Raw genomic sequence first — 15,628 nt, forward strand, 5'->3', positions numbered from 1 at the left:
GCTCATGATCGAACTTAAGCACCTGCGGACGCTTCAGGCTCTGCGTAATACCGGCTCGCTGGCCGCCGCCGCCGCGCAGCTTCATCAGACGCAATCCGCGTTGTCGCATCAGTTCAGCGATCTCGAGCAGCGGCTGGGATTCCGCCTGTTCGTACGCAAAAGCCAGCCGCTGCGCTTCACGCCGCAGGGCGAAATTCTGCTGCAGTTGGCGGAGCAGGTGCTGCCGCAAATCCAGCAGGCGCTGCAGGCATGCCACGAGCCTTATCAGGCGACGCTGCGCATCGCCATTGAGTGCCACAGCTGCATTCAGTGGCTGACGCCGGCACTGGACAACTTTCGTCAGAGCTGGCCGCAGGTGGTGATGGATTTTAAATCGGGCGTGACCTTCGATCCGCAGCCTGCGCTGCAGCAGGGCGAGCTGGACGTAGTGCTGACTTCCGATATCCTGCCGCGCAGCGGCCTGCACTACACGCCGATGTTCGACTTTGAAGTGCGTCTGGTGCTGGCGCCCGATCATCCGCTGGCGCAGGTCGAACACATTACGCCCGAGGACCTGGCGCAGGAGGTGTTGATGATCTATCCGGTGCAGCGCCAGCGACTGGATATCTGGCGACACTTTCTTCAGCCGGCAGGCGTCAGCCCGGCCCTGAAGAGCGTGGACAATACGCTGCTGCTGATTCAGATGGTGGCGGCGCGCATGGGCATCGCCGCGCTGCCGCACTGGGTAGTAGAGAGCTTTGAAAAGCAGGGATTAATCGTGACGAAAACCCTGGGCAAAGGGCTGTGGAGTCGCCTTTATGCCGCCGTGCGCGACGGCGAGCAGCGTCAGCCGGTGCTGGAAGCCTTTACCCGCTTCGCGCGGCAGCACGCCTGCGAACACCTGCCTTTCGTGCGCGATGCGGCGCTTCCTGGCGCGATTTTGCAACGCTGAACCGCAAATTCCCCTATAATGCGCAGCCTGTTAAACGACCATGAGAAAATCTCACCATGACCAATAACGATATTTTGCGCAGCGTGCGCTTTATGCTGAATTTAAGCGATGCCAAAGTGGTGGAGATTTTCGCACTGACCGACTGTGAAGTCGCGCTGAGCGACGTGCAGGCCTGGCTGAAAAAAGAGGACGACGCCGCGTTTAAACCGCTGCCGGACGTGCTGATGGGCTATTTTCTCAACGGCCTGATTTTCTTCCGTCGCGGCAAAAGCGAAGAGATGCCAGCGCCCTCGATCGAGCGCCGCATGAACAACAACATTTTTATGAAAAAACTGCGTATCGCGTTCGATCTGAAAACCACCGATATTCCGGCGGTGCTGGAAAAGGCGAACTTTTCGGTTTCTCAGGCGGAAATCGGCGCCATCTTCCGCAAGCCGGATCATAAAAACTACCGCGAATGCGGCGATCAGATTATGCGCAACTTTTTAAAGGGCCTGACCATGACGCTGCGCCCGACGCAGCCGGCGAAAAGCGCGCCGTCGCAGGCCACGAAAACCAGCCCGACTCAGGCAGCGAAATCCGCCGCGCCCAAGACGGCGAAACCTCGCCCGGCCCAGCCGCCGAAAGACAGAAAATAGTAGCGCCGCTTAGCGCGACAGCCATCAGGGCGGCAATCGCCGCCCTGATGACTTATATGCGCCTCAGCGACTGCGTATCACCCAGCGCTTATGCACGTATAGCGAGGCGAAAATCACCAGCGCGCCGGCGATAAAACTGGGCCAGTGCGGCTTCTGCTGCCAGATTGCCAGATTTACCAGCAGCCCCGCCGGGACATGCATATTGTTCATAATGCCCAGCGTGCCCGCATCCACTTGGGTGGCGCCGTAGTTCCACATAAAGTAGCCCAGCCCTGACGCCGCCACGCCCAGCCAGACCAGAATGCCCCACTGCAGCGAGGTGGTCGGCAGTTTCGCCGGGTTGCCCCACAGGCACCAGGCGATAATCGCAATCAGCACCGCGCCGAGATAAAACCAGGAAAAGGCGGTGTGCTGCGGCATCGGCCGGGTTTCCTGCAGCCGTTTATAGCCCACCATGCCCACGGCAAAGCAGATATTCGCCAGCTGTACCAGCAGCAGGCCGAACCAGAAATGATCGCTGACCTTGTCGTAGCGAATAATCGCCGCGCCCGCCACCGCCAGCAGCGCGCTGAAGGCGTAGCCGATGCGCAGCGGACGCTTGCTGATCACATCATAAATCAGGGTGACATAGAGCGGCGTCATGACGGTGAATAGCAGGAACTCCGAGACGCTGAGGTAGAGATAGGCTTCGAAGCTAATCAGGTACATGATGCCGAGCTGCAGCATCCCTACCAGCATATAGAGCAGCAGCGTCGATGGACGATAGCCGCGCCAGCGCAGAAAAGGCAAAAACACCAGCGCCGCCAGCGCCAGACGCATTAAAACGGAGAACCAGGAATCCACCTGCCCCGCCAGATATTCTCCAATCAGGCTGAAGGAAAACGCCCAAAGAATAGTGGTAACGATCAGTAACAGCACAGCTTCGATCCTGCAAAAAAAGAGAGGCGGCTAGTTTAATCAATGTGCTGCGGCGACGCGGCGCTTTCTGGTTGACAAGCGCTCACTAAATCAGCGCTCAGTACGGGCATGGGTGGATATTTTATAAGCGATGCGCGAATAACACCATTTTGTGAAATTAACCTGCCGTTATTGTCATAAAAGTGTAACAAATGTGTCAACTATCACAGCTGCCATGCGCGAAAAGCGCCAGAATAGACGCGAAAAGGAACATCGCGGCGACCTCTGGAACGCACTGCGCATTTCCATTACAACGACAATACGCCTGGGAGGGCAGCTATGCTGAGCATCTTTAAACCCGCACCGCATCGACCGCAGGTGGCGGAAGATCAGGTTGATCCTTTATATCGCCGCCTGCGCTGGCAGATCTTCTTCGGTATCTTCTTTGGCTACGCCGCCTACTATCTGGTACGCAAAAATTTCGCGCTGGCGATGCCCTATCTGGTCGAGCAGGGCTTTTCGCGCGGCGACCTCGGCTTTGCGCTTTCCGGCATCTCGATTGCGTACGGCTTCTCAAAATTTATTATGGGTTCGGTCTCAGATCGCTCGAATCCGCGCGTGTTTCTGCCTGCCGGACTGATCCTCGCCGCCGCGGTAATGCTGTTTATGGGCTTCGTGCCCTGGGCAACCTCCAGCATTATGGTGATGTTCGCGCTGCTGTTTGCCTGCGGCTGGTTTCAGGGCATGGGCTGGCCGCCCTGCGGGCGCACCATGGTGCACTGGTGGTCGCAGAAAGAGCGCGGCGGCATCGTTTCGGTGTGGAACTGCGCGCATAACGTCGGCGGCGGCCTGCCGCCGCTGCTGTTCCTGCTCGGCATGGCGTGGTTCAACGACTGGAAAGCGGCGCTCTATATGCCCGCTTTCGCCGCCATCGCCGTGGCGCTGATCGCCTTCGCGCTGATGCGCGATACGCCGCAGTCCTGCGGATTGCCGCCTATTGAGGCGTACAAGCACGACTATCCGCCGGACTACAGCGCCACGCACGAAGAGGAGCTGACGGCGAAGCAGATCTTCACCCAGTATGTGCTGCCCAACAAGCTACTGTGGTATATCGCGCTGGCCAACGTCTTCGTCTACCTGCTGCGCTACGGCATTCTCGACTGGTCGCCCACCTACCTGAAAGAGGTGAAGCACTTCACGCTGGATAAATCTTCCTGGGCCTACTTCCTGTACGAATACGCCGGCATTCCCGGCACGCTGCTGTGCGGCTGGATGTCGGACAAGGTGTTTAAGGGGAATCGCGGCGCGACCGGCGTCTTCTTTATGACGCTGGTGACCATCGCCACGGTAGTCTACTGGTTTAACCCGGCGGGCAATCCCGGCGTGGATATGGCCTGCATGATTATCATCGGCTTTCTGATTTACGGTCCGGTGATGCTGATCGGCCTGCATGCGCTGGAGCTGGCGCCGAAAAAAGCGGCGGGCACCGCCGCAGGCTTTACCGGCCTGTTCGGCTATCTTGGCGGTTCGGTCGCAGCCAGCGCCATCGTCGGCTATACCGTCGATTTCTTCGGCTGGAACGGCGGTTTTCTGGTAATGGTGGTAGGCTGCGTGCTGGCGGTGATCCTGCTGCTGTTGACCATGATTAACGAACGCAAGCACAAGCAGCAGCTGGCGTCATAAAGAAAGAGGCCGGCATCGCGCCGGCCTCTTGCGTCAGGATAAAAACAGCGTGCGCAGCGTATGCGGCACGGCATCATCCGCATTGCTGCCGATCACTTCCAGATCCGGCAGCGTATCCTTTAACCGCTGGTGGGCGTTGCGCATAATGCAGCCCTTGCCCGCCATGCTCAGCATCTCTACGTCGTTCATGCCGTCGCCGAAGGCGATGCACGCCTTGAGCGAGTGCCCCAGCTGTTTCGCCACCGCTTCCAGCGCATGCCCCTTCGACACCCCGCCCGCCATCACCTCCAGACAGGTCGGCAGCGAAAAGCTGACGTTCACGCGATCGCCCCATCGCGCCTGCAGCGCCAGTTCGAGCGGGATCAGCGCCTCGGGATCGTCGCTGGTGAAAAAGACCTTGCTGATATTGTCGCCCGGCAGCATGCCTGGCTCATAGACCTGATATGTGAATACCGACTCGCGGAAATAGTCCTGCTCCGCCGGATGGGTGCGGCTCATAAACCATTCGTCATCGCGATAGACGTGCGTCAGGATGGCGGGATTAGCGTAGTGCAGCCCGTAAAGCTCCAGCGCGATATCTTCGTCGAGGTTATGGCTGAACACCAGCTCGCCCTCGGCGTTGTGCACGCGCGCGCCGTTAGAGGTGATCATATAAGCGGGAATGCCCAGCTTGTCGCGCATCTGCCCTACGTCGATATAATGACGGCCGGTGGCGAAAACAAAGTGGATCTCGCGCGCCACCAGCTGTTGCAGAATATCGTGGGCGTAAGGCGTTAGCCGATGTTCAGGAGAGAGCAGCGTGCCATCCAGATCGGATGCGACGATTTGAAACATGAAAACCTCAGGTATTGTTATAGGCCGTAGCCGGTAAGATAATTTTTCGAATCAGGGATGCGCCTCGAAGAAATCGATCAGCGCATTCAGCGCTTCGGCGCGCATGCCATCTTTTTCAAACAGAATTTCGTGGCGCGCCTCTTTGATGACGCGCGTCTCGCAAGGATGGCCCGCCTGCGCCATCGCCGCGCAAAAAAGATCCTGCGAACGGTTGTCCACCACGCGATCCTCGCCCGCCTGCAGCAGCAAAAGCGGCGTGGTAATGGTGCTGGCCAGGCTCAGGATATTGCGCCCGGCGTGAATGCCTTCGCGCACCCAGTGATAGGTCGGTCCGCCGACGCGGATAGCGGGATCGTCAGCGTAAAAACGCAGGCTGCGGCGATAGCGCTCCGCGCTGTGCGTCAGGCGATTGATGCCGAACGGATGCGCGCGCCAGCGTCCGGTGCCGAGCGCATAGCCATCGCGTATAGCCGGGCGCTTCTCCGCCCAGTCGAGGATACGGTTCGCCAGGAAAGAGGGCATCGGCAGCGCGATGCCGAACATCGGCGCCACCAGCGTCACGGCATGAAACGCCTGCGGCTGGCGCGCCAGAAACAGCGTCAGGATGGCGCCGCCCATCGAATGCGCCAGCGCGTAGCGGTGCTGGTAGTGCCCGCCGACAATCTCTTTCAGATAGAGCGTCTCTAAGTCGTCGACGTAGTGCGTGAACTCTACTACATGACCGCGATGGGTATCCTGCAGCAGCCGGTCGGATCGTCCCTGCCCGCGATGGTCGAGGATCACCACGTCAAAGCCGCAGTGAAACAGGTCGTACGCCAGTTCGGGGTATTTGACGTAGCTTTCGATGCGCCCAGGCACGATAAGAATCACGCGCTTATGGTGCGGCGCGGTGAAGCGCACATAGCGCAGCGTGACGTTTTCCACGCCGACGAATTCACGCTCTTCGCGCCGGTGCCAGAAGTCGAGCAGCGGACCGTGCGCAAAGGCGGCAAAGGCTTTTTCCCGGTTGAGCCAGCTCGCTTTATGTCGTTCCATCAATCCCCCTGCAGACGCGCGACAGGCCTGTCGCGAGCCGCGCATGCGGCCCGTAGCGTCACGCTTGTTTCTGGCGTATTGTGTCATATTTCCGCCCAGACAGGGAGCGCAACCCATGACCACTGAATGGTGGCTGACTTACCTTCTCACCACCACTATCCTCAGCCTTTCGCCCGGTTCCGGCGCGATTAATACCATGAGCACCGGCATCAGCCACGGCTATCGCGGCGCAGCGGCCTCGATCAGCGGCCTGCAGCTTGGCCTGGCGATCCATATCGTGCTGGTGGGGATCGGGCTGGGCGCGCTCTTTTCCCAGTCGCTGCTGGCGTTTGAAGTGTTGAAATGGGCGGGCGCGGCCTATCTGGTGTGGCTCGGCATTCAGCAGTGGCGCTCTGCGGGCGCCATCGATCTCGATGCGGTGGCCAAAGCAACGCCGCGCCGCCGCCTGTTCAAGCGCGCGGTGCTGGTGAACCTGACCAATCCGAAAAGCATCGTGTTTCTCGCCGCGCTGTTTCCGCAGTTTATCCTGCCGCACCAGCCGCAGGCGATGCAGTACCTGGTGCTGGGCGCCACCACTATTGTCGTCGATATTATCGTGATGATCGGCTACGCCACGCTGGCGACGCGCATTGCGGCCTGGATTAAAGGGCCAAAGCAGATGAAGCTGCTGAACCGGATCTTTGGCGGATTGTTTATGGCGGTAGGCGCGCTACTGGCCAGCGCCAGAAGAATCGCTTAAGGCAGTAAGCGCCGATGCTTGAGGCCGTCGGTGTCGCAGCCAGATTGCGGGCGGACAGTGCGCTCTAACGAAAAAGAATAAGCGCACCGATGCTTAAGGCCGTCGGTGTCGCAGCCAGTTCGGTGCCGGCCAGCGCGCAGTCACCGGAGCGTACTACAGTACGTGAGGATGATGAGCACTGCCCGGTGCCGAAATGGCAAGTAAACCAGGCCTTAACGAGAAATGATGAGGTGGATGCCGAAACCGGCGAATAAAACTCCCGCCACGCCATCGACCCACTTCGCCGCGCGCTGATACTTATCGCGTATCCACGGCAGCGCGAAAATCGCCGCCACCAGCGTAAACCAGGCAAAGGTCTCGCCAACGATCAGCAGAAACAAGCCCCAACGCTCCAGCGCGCCGACGTCGTTGCCGACGAACAGCGAGAAGACGCTGCCGAAATAGATAATCGCTTTCGGGTTAGAGAGATTGGTAAGAAAACCTTTAAGAAAGCTTCTGCCCTTTTTCGGCAGTTCTACCACCGGCGCATCCTGTACCGGCTGCTTATGGCGCTGACGCGCCGAGCTGAGCAGCTGCCAGCCCATCCACAGCAGATAGAGACCGCCGCCGACCATAATGATCTGATGCAGCCACGCCATCTTCTCCAGAATCAGGTGCAGCCCCATCAGCGCGACGCCCGCCCAGATAACGATCCCCAGCGTAATGCCGAGCACGCCCATCATCGCCTCTTTGCGCGAGCGGCTGGCGGCGGTTTGCGAAACAAAAAAGAAGTCCGGGCCGGGACTCATCAACGCGACCAGATGCACCAGCGCGACCGTGGCAAATAACATCAGCATAGGTAGTGTCCTTTACTCTTCATCATCAAGATGCTCTTTGATCATCACCAGGAAGGGTTTGCCAAAGCGCTCCAGTTTGCGGTGGCCGACGCCGTTGACGCTCAGCATCTCCGACGCCGTTACCGGCATCTGCTCCGCCATCTCAATCAGCGTGGCGTCGTTAAACACCACGTAAGGCGGGATATTCTCTTCGTCGGCAATCGCTTTACGCAGCTTGCGCAGCTTGGCGAACAGCTTGCGATCGTAATTGCCGCCGTAAATTTTCGGCGAGCTGCTGCTTTTTGGCTTCGCCGCATTAAGACGCGGTACCGCCAGCATCAGCGGCACTTCGCCGCGCAGCACCGGACGCGCCGCTTCCGTCAGCTGCAGCGCGGAGTGCATGGCGATATTCTGCGTCACCAGCCCAAGGTGGATAAGCTGACGCAGCACGCTGACCCAGTGCTCGTGGCTCTGCTCGCGGCCGATGCCGTAAACCGGCAGTTTGTCATGGCCCTGGTCGCGGATGCGCTGGTTGTTGGCACCGCGCAGCACCTCGACCACATAGCCCATGCCGAAACGCTGCCCGACGCGATAGATGCAGGAGAGCGCTTTCTGCGCTTCCACCAGGCCATCGTAACGCTTCGGCGGATCGAGACAGATGTCGCAGTTGTCGCACGGCTGCTGACGTCCTTCGCCGAAATAGTTCAGCAGCACCAGACGTCGGCAGGTTTGCGCTTCGGCGAAGGCGCCCATGGCGTTGAGCTTATGGCGTTCGATATCCTGCAGCGGGCCGGGCGCTTTCTCTTCCAGACATTTGCGCAGCCACGCCATATCCGCCGGGTCGTAGAGCATCATCGCTTCGGCCGGCAGCCCGTCGCGTCCGGCGCGACCGGTTTCCTGATAATAGGATTCGATATTGCGCGGTATGTCGAAGTGCACCACGAAGCGCACGTTAGGCTTGTTGATGCCCATGCCGAACGCCACCGTCGCGACCACGATCTGCAGATCGTCGCGCTGAAACGCCTCCTGCACCCGGGCACGCTGCGCGCTGTCGATACCGGCGTGATAGGCGCCGACGCTCAGCCCGCGGCTCTGCAGACGCGCGGCGGTGTCTTCCACCTTGGCGCGGCTGTTGCAGTAGATAATGCCGCTTTTGCCGCGCTGATCCTGAACGTAGCGCAGCAGCTGCTCGGTGGGCTTGAACTTCTCCACCAGCGTATAGCGAATATTAGGACGGTCGAAGCTGCTGATCTGAATCAGCGGGTCCTGCATATCCAGCAGGTGAACGATATCGTTGCGCGTGGTTTCGTCGGCGGTGGCGGTCAGCGCCATTACCGGCAGCTGCGGGAACCGCTGACGCAGCTGGCCCAGCGCGCCATATTCGGGACGGAAGTCGTGGCCCCACTGCGAGATACAGTGCGCTTCGTCGACCGCCAGCATCGCAGGCTGCCAGTGCGCCAGGCTCTCAAGGAAGTTATCCATCATCAGACGTTCAGGCGCGATATAGAGCAGCCTGACGCGGCCGGTGCGGCAATCCGCCATCACCTGCTGCTGCTGCTCGCGCGTCATGGTGGAGTTGAGGCACGCCGCCGCGACGCCGTTCGCCAGCAGCTGATCCACCTGATCTTTCATCAGCGAAATCAGCGGCGATACCACCAGCGTCAGGCCTTCCTGCACCAGCGCGGGGATCTGATAACAGAGCGATTTGCCGCCGCCGGTGGGCATAACGACCAGACAATCCCGTCCGCTCAGCGCCGCATTGATGATGGTTTGCTGACCGGGACGAAAATGCTGATAGCCGAAGGTATCCTGCAATACCTGCTGCGCCAGCGCTTCCTGATTATGTACTACCGAGATTGCCACTGTATTCCTGTTGTTTTCCGGAGAGTCAGAACAGATCGTTCAGCATGACGCCGACGCCAAGACGCGTCTGACGATGGTTATAGTCGATAAGCGACTCGCCATAACCGCTAAACACCTGGGTATAGAAACGGACGTGTTCGCTGATCGGATAGCTCCAGCCCAGCGTCGCGCCGCCAAAGCCGGTATTCCAGTTGTAGTTGCCTTCCACGCTGAAGATATTCTCGCCGGCGACATAGCCCAGCTTCAGACGGTAATAGCCCATATATTTGGTGATATCCGGGTTATCGTCTTCGCTGTCCGGTATGCGGTACCAGGGTTTGACTTCGGCGAGGAAGTTGCCGTTCTGCGCCATCAGGCGCGCATAGACGCGGTTCCAGCTGCGCGAAGTCGGGTCGCTGCGGCCGTTGGACTGGTGGTTAAAGCCCACTTCCACATCACGCAGCGTCCAGCCGGCGAAGTCGTAATCCGTGGCCCAGCCAAGGAAAATCTGCGGCTCGTAGTTGGTCTCGCGAAACGGCGACGACTCGCCGCGGTTCGACAGCTGCCACCAGGAACGCTGCGTATAGGAGGCGGCCAGCACGGAGTTGTCACCCAGAATACCGCGCCACAGCGGAAATGCCAGACTGAGCTGAAATTTCACTTCATCTTTGCGCGCGTTGTCCGCCCAGTTATAGGAGGAGATCGCCTCTTTATTGATGTCGCTGGTGTAGGTATAGAGCAGATAGTTGCTCTCATACGGATAGAGCACAAACGGATTATCGTGCTTCTCCAGCAGGTTGGCGATAATGCTGCCGCGCACCTGAGGCGTATCGTGGACCTCTTTAACGGTGGCTTCCTCTGCCTGCGCGAGCGCAGGGAGTAACAGGGCGGCTGCTAACAAGGCGCGATGCTTGCGCATAACTTTCTCCGATGAAGGCTGCGTGTCAAATGAATGGGGAGTCATAAAAAGGAGGCCATTCTACACGCAAAAGGCGGTGAAGATGAGCGCTGATTTCCGAAACTGGAAACCCTCTCGCGCGCGGCTTAGAATACACAACTCGTTAACATTTTGCGCCGTTAAAAGGCGTATTCGCAGGATTGCCGCTATGTCATCACTGCTGCTGTCTCAGCAGGAAGCCCGTCAGATGGTGGGCGAAATTTTTGTTTACCATATGCCCTTCAATCAGGCGCTCGGCCTGGAGCTGGATCGGCTGGAGAGCGACTATGCCGAAATCAGCTTCGCCAGCAAAACTATGCTGGTCGGCAACACGGCGCAGCAGATCCTGCACGGCGGCGTTATCGCCTCGGTGCTGGACGTCGCCGCCGGGATGGTCTGCGTCAGCAACGCCCTGACGCGCGCGGAGAGCATCAGCGAGGAGGAGCTGCGTCAGCGCCTGTCGCGCATGGGCACCATTGATATGCGTGTCGATTATCTGCGGCCCGGCCGCGGCGAGCGCTTTACCGCCACCAGCAGCCTGCTGCGCGCCGGAAACAAGGTGGCGGTGGCGCGCGTCGAGCTGCATAACCAGCAGGGCGACTATATTGCCACGGCGACGGCGACCTATTTGATTGGTTAATCGCGGACGCCGTGCGAAAATCGACTTTTTCCGGACGCTTTCTCTCTATGGATACGCAACAAAATCGCCAGGGCATTGGCTTCGCGCTCGGTGCCTACTTTATCTGGGGCATCGCCCCAGCCTATTTCAAGCTGGTTAAAACCGTTCCGCCGACGGAGATCATGACGCACCGCGTTATCTGGTCGGCGCTTTTTATGCTGGTGCTGATTAGCCTGAGCCGCAGCTGGTCACAGGTGCGCAGCGTGCTGGCGCAGCCGAAGAAGGTGCTGCTGCTGGCGCTGACCGCCGTGACGATCGGCGGCAACTGGCTGCTGTTTATCTGGGCGGTGAATAACCAGCATATGCTCGAAGCGAGCCTCGGCTACTTTATTAACCCACTGATTAACGTGGTGCTCGGCATGCTGTTTCTGCGCGAGCGCTTTCGACGGCTGCAGTGGCTGGCGGTGCTGCTGGCGACCATCGGCGTGCTGGTGCAGCTGTGGCAGTTCGGCTCGGTGCCGCTGATCGCGCTCGGCCTGGCGCTGAGCTTCGCCTTTTACGGACTGGTGCGCAAAAAGATTCAGGTCGATGCGCAGAGCGGCATGCTGATTGAGACGCTGTGGCTGTTTCCGCTGGCGGCGATCTATCTCTTTGGCGTGGCCGACACGCCGACCAGCCATCTGAGCGCCAACCCGCTGAGCCTGAACCTGAAGCTGGTGGCGGCGGGCATCGTGACGACGATTCCGCTGATGCTGTTTGCCGCCGCCTGCACGCGGCTGCGCCTCTCTACCGTCGGCTTTTTCCAGTATCTCGGCCCGACGCTGATGTTCCTGCTAGCGGTGCTGTTTTACGGCGAGACTATTACGCCCGACAAGATGGTGACGTTCGCTTTTATCTGGCTGGCGCTGGCGGTGTTTATTTTTGATGCGGTGGTGGCGACGCTGCGTAGTCGATGCGCGATAAAGCGGACTGCTTAGTCTGTTAGTTTAGTGCCTGCGCGCATGGCCTGGCCCGATCGCAAAGTCCATGGCATCCCTGCTCGCTCGGCCCGCGCGTATACGCACCTCATCCCTGAGGTGCGCCCGTGTCCGGGCCAACGCTTTGCGTTGTTCAAAAACGCTCCCGGCGTTTTTGTCCTTGTCGCGGGACGCTTTGCTCTTCGGGCCATGCCATTCGCTAGTTAACGTCTCTGCGGCCTGTAAGATTAGGCCGTGCGGTTTGAGACGTTACAGCCAGTTTTTGCGTTTGAAATAGAGATAAGGCGCCAGGCCGGCGAGGATCATCAAGCCAATCGCCGCCGGATAACCAAAGCTCCACTTCAGCTCCGGCATAAACTCGAAGTTCATCCCATAGCTGGAGGCCACCAGCGTTGGCGGCAGAAACACCACCGACACCACCGAGAAGATCTTGATAATGCGGTTCTGCTCGATGTTGATAAAGCCCATCGCCGCCTGCATCAGGAAGTTCACCTTCTGAAACAGCGATTCGTTATGCGGCAGCAACGACTCGATATCGCGCAGGATCTCGCGCGCCTGCTCCAGCTGGTTGTTCGGCAGCCGCGCCTTGCGCACCAGGAAATTGAGCGCGCGCTGGGTATCCATCAAGCAGAGCCGCACCTTCCAGCCGATATCTTCCAGCTCGGCGAGACGCGACAGCGCCTGGTCATACTCTTCGCCCTGCTGCCCTTCCATAATCACGCGGCTGAGCTTCTCCAGCGCGCTATAGATATTCTCGATCTCATCCGCCAGCTGTTCGATTTTGGTTTCGAACAGATCCAGCAGCAGCTCAAAGGCGTTGCCGTCGATCAGCGTTTGATTGCGGGCGCGCATGCGGTAAAGGCGAAATGCGGGCAGCTCGCGTTCGCGCAGGGTATAAAGCCGCCCTTCGCGAATGGTGAAAGCCACGGTAGAGTTGCCGGCGTGATCTTCTGCATCTTCATAAAAGAAGAAAGAGTGAATATGCAGACCGTCTTCATCTTCGAAAAAACGCGCCGAGGCTTCGATATCCTCCAGCTCGGGACGCGTCGCCAGGCTTTGCCCCAGCTCGCTCTGCACGCGGTCGCGCTCGCCCTCTTCCGGCTCAATCAGATCGACCCACACCGAGGTGGTCAGTTTGTCGTTTTCGTCTTCCAGCTCCAGACGCGTCAGGCGGCTGCGATCCAGTTTAAATGCGCTCAGCATAGCAATACTCCCCATTGCAGACTAAATGGGACAAGGCCGTTGGCCGATCGGCCACGGCAACGCCTGAACACGGAAACGCTCGTTCAAAAGGTGAATCAGTGCTGACTCGTGCGACGGGATAAAAAAGGGAGGTCGCTGATAACCGCTAAGGCTACCCGCTAAAAGAGGAAGCCTTAGATGTTATTCCTGGTAACCAGGTGACTGAGCCAGCATCGACTGGGCGTATCCAAGGCGTTGTCCTCTCTTGATAATAGTGCGCGCATGTTACGCTGAGACGAAAAAGTCGTCAACCGATGACTAAGCGGTTTCCAGCTTCGCATAGGCGGCCACCAGCCACTTGATGCCCTGGCCCTGAAACGCCACCTGCACGCGGCTGTGCTCGCCGCTGCCTTCCAGGTTGATGATGGTGCCTTCGCCGAATTTCGCATGCTTCACGCGCTGGCCCAGCGAAAAACCGCTGTCGCTTTTCGAGATCGGCGCGCCCATGCGCTGATGGCTGACCGGCCGGCTGACGCTGGCGCGCAGGCGCACCTCTTCGATGCACTCTTCCGGCAGCTCGCCGATAAAGCGCGACGGCCGATGATAAACCTCTTTGCCGTAGAGCCGCCGCGACTCGGCGTAGGTCAGCGTCAGCTTCAGCATGGCGCGCGTCACGCCGACATAGGCAAGACGCCGCTCCTCTTCCAGACGGCCGCCTTCATCAATCGACATCTGGCTTGGGAACATCCCCTCTTCCATGCCGACGATAAAGACCTGGCTAAACTCCAGACCCTTCGCCGAGTGCAGCGTCATCAGCTGCACCGCATCCTGCCACTTATCGGCCTGGCCTTCGCCCGCTTCCAGCGCCGCATGCGACAGGAACGCCTGCAGCGGCATCAGATCTTCATCTTCGTCCTGGTAGCTGAACTGGCGCGTCGCCGTCACCAGTTCCTCAAGGTTTTCGATACGCGCCTGGCCCTTTTCGCCTTTCTCCTGCTCATACATCACCCACAGGCCGGAATCTTTGATGACGCGGTCGGTCTGCACATGCAGCGGCATCTCGGCAGTTTCGCTCGCCAGCGAATCGACCAGCTCGCAGAAGCGCTGGAGCGCAGAGGCCGCGCGCCCCGCCAGCGCTTTGGTTTGCAGCAGTTCGCGTGTCGCCTGCCACAGCGTCATCTGGCGTTCGCGGGCGGTCTGACGCACCACGTCGAGCGTACGATCGCCCACGCCGCGCGTCGGCGTATTCACCACGCGCTCAAAGGCGGCATCGTCGTTGCGGTTGGCGATCAGGCGCAGATAGGCGAGCGCGTCTTTGATCTCCTGGCGTTCGAAGAAGCGCATGCCGCCGTAAATGCGATAGGGCATGCTGCTCTGCAGCAGCGCCTCTTCCAGCACGCGCGACTGGGCGTTGCTACGGTAGAGAATGGCGCAATCCTGCAGGGCGTTGCCGTTCTCCTGCCAGGTTTTGATGCGGTTGACCACAAAGCGCGCTTCGTCGAGCTCGTTAAAGGCGCAATAGATCGAAATCGGATCGCCGTCGCTGCCGTCGGTCCACAGCTCTTTGCCGAGACGGCCGTTGTTGTTAGCGATCAGGGCGTTGGCCGACTTCAGGATATTGTTGGTAGAGCGGTAGTTCTGCTCAAGGCGAATAGTTTCCGCCGCCGGAAAATCCTGCAGGAAGCGCTGAATGTTCTCAACCTGCGCGCCGCGCCAGCCGTAGATCGACTGATCGTCGTCGCCGACGATGATTACCCGACCGCTGTCGCCCGCCAGCATGCGGATCCAGGCGTACTGGATGTTGTTGGTGTCCTGAAACTCATCCACCAGAATATTGCTGAAGCGTTCGCGATAGTGGTTGAGAATATGCGGCTTGTGCAGCCACAGCTCATGGGCGCGCAGCAGCAGCTCGGCGAAATCGACCAGTCCGGCGCGGTCGCACGCTTCCTGATACGCCTGATAGATGCGCAGCCAGGTCTGCTCCACCGGATTGCCGTAGCTTTCGATATGTTTCGGGCGCAGCCCTTCATCTTTTTTGCCGTTGATGTACCACATGCCCTGACGCGCAGGCCACTGCTTCTCATCCAGGTTCATCGCCTTGATCAGGCGCTTCAGCAGGCGCAGCTGATCTTCGCTGTCGAGGATCTGGAAATCCTGCGGCAGGCCAGCGTCAAGATGGTGCGCGCGCAGCAGGCGATGGGCGAGGCCGTGGAAGGTGCCGATCCACATGCCGCCCTGGCTGGTGCCGATTAGCTGCTCGATACGGTGACGCATCTCCGCCGCCGCTTTGTTGGTAAAGGTCACCGCCATAATTGAATAGGGCGAGCAGTTCTCTACCGAGAGCAGCCAGGCGATGCGGTGCACCAGGACGCGCGTTTTTCCGCTGCCCGCGCCTGCTAGCACCAGCAGGTTGCCGCGCGGCGCCGCCACGGCTTCGCGCTGTTTGTCATTCAAACCGTTGAGCAGATCAGAAACGTCCATAGGCACCGTTCACTAAAG

Annotated in this window: 13 protein-coding genes and 1 pseudogene; 6 read left to right on the forward strand and 8 right to left on the reverse strand. The window is 59.4% G+C overall.

Annotated elements, in window-relative coordinates:
• Window positions 1-4 precede the first annotated feature (4 nt).
• The gene (gene metR, locus PVE98_RS18605; protein WP_096072393.1) at window positions 5-931 is read left to right on the forward strand and encodes an HTH-type transcriptional regulator MetR; all 927 of its coding nucleotides are present in this window, start codon (window positions 5-7) and stop codon (window positions 929-931) included.
• Between the two features lie 56 nt (window positions 932-987).
• Window positions 988-1,452, forward strand: a pseudogene (locus PVE98_RS18610) (DUF1456 family protein); the annotation flags it as partial.
• A gap of 180 nt (window positions 1,453-1,632) precedes the next feature.
• On the opposite strand, the gene PVE98_RS18615 reads toward PVE98_RS18610, so the two are convergent.
• A complete protein-coding gene (locus tag PVE98_RS18615; protein WP_033754621.1) occupies window positions 1,633-2,487 on the reverse strand; it encodes a carboxylate/amino acid/amine transporter in 855 nt (284 codons plus the stop codon).
• Between the two features lie 318 nt (window positions 2,488-2,805).
• On the opposite strand from PVE98_RS18615, the gene glpT reads away from it, so the two are divergent.
• Window positions 2,806-4,149, forward strand: coding sequence for a glycerol-3-phosphate transporter (gene glpT, locus PVE98_RS18620; protein ID WP_033754617.1), 1,344 nt, complete (start codon window positions 2,806-2,808; stop codon window positions 4,147-4,149).
• Between the two features lie 33 nt (window positions 4,150-4,182).
• Here the strand turns inward: glpT and yigL are convergent, their stop codons facing one another.
• Both yigL and pldB read right to left on the reverse strand, forming a co-directional pair.
• Window positions 4,183-4,983, reverse strand: a complete 801-nt coding sequence (gene yigL / locus PVE98_RS18625; protein WP_096072391.1) for a sugar/pyridoxal phosphate phosphatase YigL — start codon at window positions 4,981-4,983, stop codon at window positions 4,183-4,185.
• 51 nt (window positions 4,984-5,034) lie between these two features.
• A complete protein-coding gene (pldB, locus tag PVE98_RS18630; RefSeq protein WP_096072390.1) occupies window positions 5,035-6,018 on the reverse strand; it encodes a lysophospholipase L2 in 984 nt (327 codons plus the stop codon).
• Window positions 6,019-6,133: 115 nt separating this feature from the next.
• Here pldB and rhtB point away from each other — a divergent pair, with 115 nt between their 5' ends.
• Entirely contained in the window at window positions 6,134-6,757 is a 624-nt protein-coding gene (gene rhtB / locus PVE98_RS18635) for a homoserine/homoserine lactone efflux protein (protein WP_033754609.1), read from the forward strand.
• A gap of 212 nt (window positions 6,758-6,969) precedes the next feature.
• Here the strand turns inward: rhtB and rhtC are convergent, their stop codons facing one another.
• The 3 genes from rhtC to pldA are packed head-to-tail and all read right to left on the reverse strand — an operon-like array spanning window position 6,970 to window position 10,333.
• Window positions 6,970-7,593, reverse strand: coding sequence for a threonine export protein RhtC (gene rhtC / locus PVE98_RS18640; protein ID WP_096072389.1), 624 nt, complete (start codon window positions 7,591-7,593; stop codon window positions 6,970-6,972).
• Window positions 7,594-7,605: 12 nt separating this feature from the next.
• Window positions 7,606-9,435, reverse strand: a complete 1,830-nt coding sequence (gene recQ, locus PVE98_RS18645; protein ID WP_033793114.1) for an ATP-dependent DNA helicase RecQ — start codon at window positions 9,433-9,435, stop codon at window positions 7,606-7,608.
• A gap of 25 nt (window positions 9,436-9,460) precedes the next feature.
• A complete protein-coding gene (pldA, locus tag PVE98_RS18650) occupies window positions 9,461-10,333 on the reverse strand; it encodes a phospholipase A (RefSeq protein WP_033754601.1) in 873 nt (290 codons plus the stop codon).
• 187 nt (window positions 10,334-10,520) lie between these two features.
• On the opposite strand from pldA, the gene PVE98_RS18655 reads away from it, so the two are divergent.
• The gene (locus PVE98_RS18655; RefSeq protein WP_096072388.1) at window positions 10,521-10,991 is read left to right on the forward strand and encodes a thioesterase family protein; all 471 of its coding nucleotides are present in this window, start codon (window positions 10,521-10,523) and stop codon (window positions 10,989-10,991) included.
• A gap of 47 nt (window positions 10,992-11,038) precedes the next feature.
• The gene (gene rarD / locus PVE98_RS18660; RefSeq protein WP_096072387.1) at window positions 11,039-11,947 is read left to right on the forward strand and encodes an EamA family transporter RarD; all 909 of its coding nucleotides are present in this window, start codon (window positions 11,039-11,041) and stop codon (window positions 11,945-11,947) included.
• A 249-nt stretch (window positions 11,948-12,196) separates the two neighbouring features.
• On the opposite strand, the gene corA is transcribed toward rarD, so the two are convergent.
• Together corA and uvrD are read right to left on the reverse strand one after the other, a co-directional pair.
• The gene (gene corA / locus PVE98_RS18665) at window positions 12,197-13,150 is read right to left on the reverse strand and encodes a magnesium/cobalt transporter CorA (protein ID WP_033754593.1); all 954 of its coding nucleotides are present in this window, start codon (window positions 13,148-13,150) and stop codon (window positions 12,197-12,199) included.
• A gap of 297 nt (window positions 13,151-13,447) precedes the next feature.
• Window positions 13,448-15,610: a DNA helicase II gene (gene uvrD / locus PVE98_RS18670; protein WP_033754590.1), complete on the reverse strand. Its 2,163-nt coding sequence runs from the start codon at window positions 15,608-15,610 to the stop codon at window positions 13,448-13,450.
• Window positions 15,611-15,628 lie beyond the last annotated feature (18 nt).

It is taken from the genome of Pantoea sp. GABEPS69, from assembly GCF_045780835.1.
GTDB classification, from domain to species: domain Bacteria; phylum Pseudomonadota; class Gammaproteobacteria; order Enterobacterales; family Enterobacteriaceae; genus Pantoea; species Pantoea septica.

Coding starts and splice junctions, on each gene's coding strand:
- metR (WP_096072393.1), top strand. CDS start 5: ATGATCGAACTTAAGCACCTGCGGACGCTTCAGGCTCTGCGTAATACC.
- rarD (WP_096072387.1), top strand. CDS start 11,039: ATGGATACGCAACAAAATCGCCAGGGCATTGGCTTCGCGCTCGGTGCC.
- glpT (WP_033754617.1), top strand. CDS start 2,806: ATGCTGAGCATCTTTAAACCCGCACCGCATCGACCGCAGGTGGCGGAA.
- yigL (WP_096072391.1), bottom strand. CDS start 4,983: ATGTTTCAAATCGTCGCATCCGATCTGGATGGCACGCTGCTCTCTCCT.
- uvrD (WP_033754590.1), bottom strand. CDS start 15,610: ATGGACGTTTCTGATCTGCTCAACGGTTTGAATGACAAACAGCGCGAA.
- pldA (WP_033754601.1), bottom strand. CDS start 10,333: ATGCGCAAGCATCGCGCCTTGTTAGCAGCCGCCCTGTTACTCCCTGCG.
- rhtC (WP_096072389.1), bottom strand. CDS start 7,593: ATGCTGATGTTATTTGCCACGGTCGCGCTGGTGCATCTGGTCGCGTTG.
- pldB (WP_096072390.1), bottom strand. CDS start 6,018: ATGGAACGACATAAAGCGAGCTGGCTCAACCGGGAAAAAGCCTTTGCC.
- PVE98_RS18655 (WP_096072388.1), top strand. CDS start 10,521: ATGTCATCACTGCTGCTGTCTCAGCAGGAAGCCCGTCAGATGGTGGGC.
- corA (WP_033754593.1), bottom strand. CDS start 13,150: ATGCTGAGCGCATTTAAACTGGATCGCAGCCGCCTGACGCGTCTGGAG.
- rhtB (WP_033754609.1), top strand. CDS start 6,134: ATGACCACTGAATGGTGGCTGACTTACCTTCTCACCACCACTATCCTC.